The sequence below is a fragment of the Streptomyces sp. NPDC043746 genome (assembly GCF_056436485.1).
This window is the reverse complement of record NZ_JBWKCM010000056.1, coordinates 1-5,779: the sequence shown is the minus strand read 5'-3', so window position 1 is coordinate 5,779 and position 5,779 is coordinate 1. Positions and strand designations below refer to the sequence as shown.

Below are 5,779 nucleotides of genomic sequence, written 5' to 3'. Positions count from 1 at the left end.
AAAGAAACCACAGGTCCCCCCCCCCCCCCCCCCCCCCCCCCCTCCCCACCCCCCCCCCCCCCCACGCCCCCCCCCCCCCCCCCCCCCCCCCCCCCCCCCCCTCCCTGTACGTGCGCCTCAGCCGTCGGACGACGACGGAGCGCGGCGGACCGACAGCAGGTCCTCCAGCTGCTCCTCACGCGCCTGGGCCGCCACGAAGAGCAGCTCGTCACCGGCCTCCAGGGACTCCTCGGGGCTCGGCGTCAGGACGCGCGCCCCGCGGATGATGGTGACCAGCGAGGTGTCCTCGGGCCACGCCACCTGCCCGACCCGGGTCCCGGCCAACCCCGACTCCGGCGGCAGCGTCAGCTCCACCAGGTTGGCGTCGCCGTGGCTGAAGCGCAGCAACCGGACCAGATCACCGACGCTCACCGCCTCCTCCACCAGGGCCGACATCAGCCGCGGGGTCGAGACCGCGACATCGATGCCCCAGGACTCGTTGAACAGCCACTCGTTCTTCGGGTGGTTGACCCGTGCGACCACGCGCGGCACGCCGTACTCGGTCTTGGCGAGCAGCGAGACGACCAGGTTCACCTTGTCGTCGCCCGTCGCCGCGATCACCACGTTGCACCGCTGCAGCGCCGCCTCGTCCAGCGAGGTGATCTCGCAGGCGTCCGCGAGCAGCCATTCGGCCGACGGGACGCGCTCCACCGAGATGGCGGTCGGCGCCTTGTCGATGAGCAGCACCTCGTGCCCGTTCTCCAGCAGCTCCACGGCGATGGAGCGGCCCACCGCGCCCGCCCCCGCAATCGCCACACGCATCAGTGACCACCCTCCTCGGGACCCTCGGCGAAGGCCTCCTCGACCTTGGCGATCTCGTCCGTACGCATCATCACGTGGACCAGGTCGCCCTCCTGCAGGACCGTCTGCGAGGTCGGCAGGATCGCCTCGCCCAACCGGGTGAGGTAGGCGACGCGGACGCCGGTCTCCTCCTGGAGTGTGCTGATCCGGTGACCGATCCAGGACGGCGTCGTATGCACCTCCGCGAGCTGCACACCGCCGCTCGGATCGCGCCACAGCGGCTCCGCGCCCGAGGGCAGCAGCCGCCGCAGCATCTGGTCCGCCGTCCAGCGCACCGTCGCGACGGTGGGGATGCCGAGACGCTGGTAGACCTCGGCCCGTTTCGGGTCGTAGATCCGGGCCGCCACGTTCTCGATGGAGAACGTCTCGCGGGCCACCCGCGCCGCGATGATGTTGGAGTTGTCGCCGCTGCTGACCGCGGCGAACGCCCCGGCGTCCTCGATGCCCGCCTCGCGGAGGGTGTCCTGATCGAAGCCGACCCCGGTGACCCGGCGCCCGCCGAATCCGGAGCCGAGGCGGCGGAAGGCCGTGGGGTCCTGGTCGATCACCGCGACCGTGTGCCCCTGCTGTTCCAGGGTCTGCGCGAGAGCGGCTCCGACGCGCCCGCAGCCCATGATGACGATGTGCACTGTGCGTCTACCCCGCCGTCCTGGTCATCCGGCTGACCTGCGAAAACACGCTGCTCACACTTCTCTCTCAGCTTGCCGGGCAAACAAGGGGGCAACGACTTCGGCGTTGCCCGGGATGAGCTTATGCCGCCGTGGGCCCGGCGTTCCCTCCGAGTGTGCGTTGCCCGCGGCACATGGGCAAAGGGGGAGTAAAGGTGTAGGGGCCGCTCGCAATGATTGCGTTAAGGATTGTGGCCGGATTCCGCTCCCACCGCAGGAGAGACGGGGGCCACGGCGATCAGGCGTCCTCGACCGGCACAGGCTGCCCTTACGATCCTCAGCGTGTCCAAACTGACCGACCTGCCCAAAAGGATTCTGATCGGCCGGGCGCTGCGCAGCGACAGGCTCGGGGAGACGCTCCTGCCCAAGCGCATCGCGCTCCCGGTCTTCGCGTCCGACCCGCTCTCGTCGGTGGCGTACGCCCCCGGCGAGGTCCTCATCGTCCTGTCCATCGCGGGTGTGTCGGCGTACCACTTCAGCCCCTGGATCGCCCTGGCCGTCGTGGTCCTCATGTTCACGGTCGTCGCCTCCTACCGGCAGAACGTCCGCGCGTATCCGAGCGGCGGCGGCGACTACGAGGTGGCGACCACCAACCTCGGCCCCAAGGCCGGACTCACCGTCGCCAGCGCACTGCTGGTCGACTACGTCCTCACCGTGGCCGTGTCGATCTCCGCCGGCGTGGAGAACCTGGGCTCCGCGATCCCGTTCGTCGTCGAGCACAAGACCCTGTGCGCCGTGGGAGCCATCGTCCTGCTCGCCCTGATAAACCTGCGCGGGGTCAGGGAGTCGGGGAAGCTGTTCGCGATCCCGACCTACCTCTTCGTGTCCGGCGTCCTGCTCATGCTCCTGTGGGGCGCGTACCGCGGGCTCGTCCTCGGTGACACCATGCACGCCCCGACCTCCGGGTTCGAGATAAAGCCCGAACACCAGGGCCTGGCCGGTTTCGCCCTCGTCTTCCTCCTCCTGCGGGCCTTCTCCTCCGGCTGCGCGGCCCTCACGGGTGTCGAGGCGATCAGCAACGGGGTACCCGCGTTCCGCAAGCCGAAGAGCCGGAACGCCGCGACCACGCTCGCCCTGATGGGCCTGCTCGCCGTCACCATGTTCTGCGGGATCATCGCCCTGGCCATGGCCACCGGCGTCAAGATGGCCGAGAACCCGTCCCAGGACCTGATCCGCGACGGTGTCCCGGTCGGCGAGGGCTATACCCAGCACCCGGTGATCGCCCAGGTCGCGGAGGCGGTCTTCGGCCATGGATCGTTCCTCTTCATGGCCCTTGCCGTGGCCACCGCGCTGGTCCTCTTCCTGGCCGCGAACACCGCGTACAACGGCTTCCCGCTGCTCGGCTCGATCCTCGCCCAGGACCGCTACCTGCCGCGCCAGCTGCACACCCGCGGGGACCGGCTCGCCTTCTCCAACGGCATCGTCCTGCTGGCCGGTGCCGCCGTGCTGCTGGTCGGGATCTACGGCGCCGACACCACACGCCTGATCCAGCTCTACATCGTGGGTGTCTTCGTCTCCTTCACCCTCAGCCAGACCGGCATGGTCAGGCACTGGAACCGCCTGCTGGCCGACGAGCGCGACCGGGCCCGGCGCCGCCACATGATCCGTTCCCGCGCCATCAACGCCTTCGGCGCCTTCTTCACCGGCCTGGTTCTCGTCGTCGTCCTCGCCACCAAGTTCACCCACGGCGCCTGGGTCGCCCTGCTCGGCATGGTGATCTTCTACGGCACCATGACCGCGATCCGGAAGCACTACGACCGGGTCGCCGCGGAGATCGCCGCGGACGACGCCTCCCCGGACGACAGCGTCCGCCCCTCCCGCGTCCACGCGATCGTCCTGGTCTCCAAGATCCACCGCCCGACCATGCGCGCCCTCGCCTACGCTCAGCTGATCCGCGCCGACCGGCTGGAGGCGCTCTCCATCAGCGTCGACCCGGCCGAGACGAAGGCCCTGCGCGAGGAGTGGGAGCGGCGCGGCGTCAACGTACCGCTCAAGATCCTCGACTCGCCCTACCGCGAGGTGACGCGCCCGGTCATCGAGTACGTGAAGGGCCTGCGCCTGAGCAGCCCGCGCGACGTGATCAGCGTGTACATCCCGGAGTACGTGGTCGGCCACTGGTACGAGCACCTGCTCCACAACCAGAGCGCGCTGCGCCTCAAGGGCCGCCTGCTCTTCACCCCCGGCGTGATGGTGACGTCCGTTCCCTACCAGCTCCAGTCCTCCGAGGCGGCGAAGCGGCGGGCGCGGAGGCGGGCGGATTGGAGCGCGCCGGGTTCGGTACGGCGGGGGCCGGTGGAGCGGAGGCAGAAGGAGTCGAGCCGGAAGGAGTGAGGGGCCAGGAGCGCAACGGTCTCGACGGGCGGCGGGCCCCGACCCCAGCTTGGGAGCGGCACGGCACCCCCCACCCCGCCCCGGCCCGACGCGGGCGGAACTTCACCCGTTCCCGGCCCCGGCCCGGGGCCCCGACACGGGCGGAACACCACCAGCCCCAGGCCCCAGGCCCCCGGCCCCGGTCCCGACACGGGCGGAACACCACCAGTCCCAGGCCCCCGACCCGGTCTGGACACGGGAGGAACGTCTCGTGGTCAGCACTCCGACGGCACGCACGTAGACTGGTGGGCTGTCGTCCGGCCGCGCGCCGGCCCTGCCCTCCCTTCCTCCCTGGAGCCTCCCCTCATGCAGAACGAACCCATGTCGTCGCTGGTCGGGGAGGAGTACGAGGTCGAGGTCGGCCCCGTCGCGCACGGCGGCCACTGCATCGCCCGTACGGCCGAGAACCAGGTCCTCTTCGTCCGCCACACGCTCCCGGGCGAGAAGGTCGTCGCCAAGGTGACCGCGGGTGATACGGACTCCCGCTTCCTGCGGGCCGACGCCGTACGGATCCTGGAGCCGTCCAAGGACCGGGTCGAGGCCCCGTGCCCGTACGCCGGTCCCGGCATGTGCGGCGGCTGCGACTGGCAGCATGCCAAGCCCGGTGCCCAGCGCCGCCTGAAGGGCGAGGTGATCGCCGAGCAGCTCCGCCGCCTGGCGGGGCTGACGCCCGAGGAGGCCGGCTGGGACGGCACGGTCATGCCCGCCGACGGTGACAAGCTCCCGCCGGGCGAGGTCCCGGCCTGGCGCACCCGAGTCCAGTACGCCGTCGACGCGGACGGCCGGGCGGGCCTGCGCAAGCACCGCTCGCACGAGGTCCAGCCGATCGACCGCTGCCTGATCGCCGCTCCCGGGGTCAGCGAACTCGGCGTGGAGAAGCGCGAGTGGCCGCAGATGGCCGGAGTGGAGGCGATCACCGCCACCGGCTCGAACGACCGCCAGGTCATCCTCACCCCCCGGTCCGGCGGCCGGCTCCCGCTGGTCGAACTGGACAAGCCGGTCTCCGTACTCCGCGTCGACGAGAAGGACGGCGGCGTGCACCGCGTCCACGGCCGGGCCTTCGTCCGCGAACGCGCCGACGACCGTACGTACCGTGTCGGCTCCGGCGGCTTCTGGCAGGTCCACCCCCAGGCCGCCAACACCCTGGTGCGCGCGGTCATGCAGGGTCTGCTGCCCCGCAAGAACGACACGGCGCTCGACCTCTACTGCGGCGTCGGCCTCTTCGCCGGCGCCATCGGCCAGCGCATCGGCGAGAAGGGCGCGGTGCTCGGCATCGAGTCCGGCAAGCGCGCGGTCGAGGACGCCCGCCACAACCTGAAGGACCTGGACCGCGTCCGCATCGAACACGGCAAGGTCGACCAGGTCCTGCCCCGCACCGGCATCACCGAGTGCGACCTGATCGTCCTGGACCCGCCCCGCGCGGGCGCCGGCAAGCAGGTGGTCAACCACTTGGTCTCCCTGGGCGCCCGCCGCATCGCGTACGTCGCCTGCGACCCGGCGGCCCTGGCCAGGGACCTGGCGTACTTCGCGGACGGGGGGTACCGGGTGCGGACGCTGCGGGCGTTCGACCTCTTCCCGATGACGCATCACGTGGAGTGCGTGGCGATTCTGGAGCCGGTGACCAAGGGCCTCTGACCTGCTTTTTCGCTGGTGTGCCCGGCCCCTGGCGGGTTGCACCGATCTGTCTCCGTCTCTGCATGAGATCGAACGTTCCGCGCGAGCGAAGGGGGTCGTGACCCGCGGCCTTGTGGGGGCGGTGTGCAGACGGTGGAGAGACGTGATCGTCGTGCCCCTCCGCCGGCCGGAGCTAGGGAGCGTATTCGGTTGTGATCAAGGTGCTGCTCGTGTGAGGTCCTTGATCCAGATCATGGAGGCGCGGAGGTGGAGGCCGGCGAGGTAGC

The 5,779-nt window shown here is 70.8% G+C and carries 4 protein-coding genes; 2 read left to right on the top strand and 2 right to left on the bottom strand.

The genetic code is table 11. The annotated features are described in order from the left end of the window. Positions 1 to 117 precede the first annotated feature (117 nt). A complete protein-coding gene (locus tag AC0682_RS31070) occupies positions 118 to 801 on the bottom strand; it encodes a potassium channel family protein (protein WP_254811472.1) in 684 nt (227 codons plus the stop codon). Continuing rightward, on the bottom strand, positions 801 to 1,469 hold the full coding sequence (locus AC0682_RS31065) for a potassium channel family protein (protein ID WP_254811471.1): 669 nt from the start codon (positions 1,467 to 1,469) through the stop codon (positions 801 to 803). Before AC0682_RS31065 ends, AC0682_RS31070 begins: the two co-directional genes overlap by 1 nt. Before the next feature lie 321 nt (positions 1,470 to 1,790). Here AC0682_RS31065 and AC0682_RS31060 point away from each other — a divergent pair, with 321 nt between their 5' ends. Further along, complete coding sequence (locus AC0682_RS31060) at positions 1,791 to 3,839, top strand: APC family permease (protein ID WP_478536556.1); 2,049 nt, start codon at positions 1,791 to 1,793, stop codon at positions 3,837 to 3,839. A gap of 345 nt (positions 3,840 to 4,184) precedes the next feature. After that, positions 4,185 to 5,513 carry a class I SAM-dependent RNA methyltransferase gene (locus tag AC0682_RS31055; RefSeq protein ID WP_478536555.1) on the top strand — a complete coding sequence of 443 codons (1,329 nt, stop codon included), beginning with the start codon at positions 4,185 to 4,187 and terminating at the stop codon, positions 5,511 to 5,513. The last annotated feature ends 266 nt before the right edge of the window (positions 5,514 to 5,779 follow it).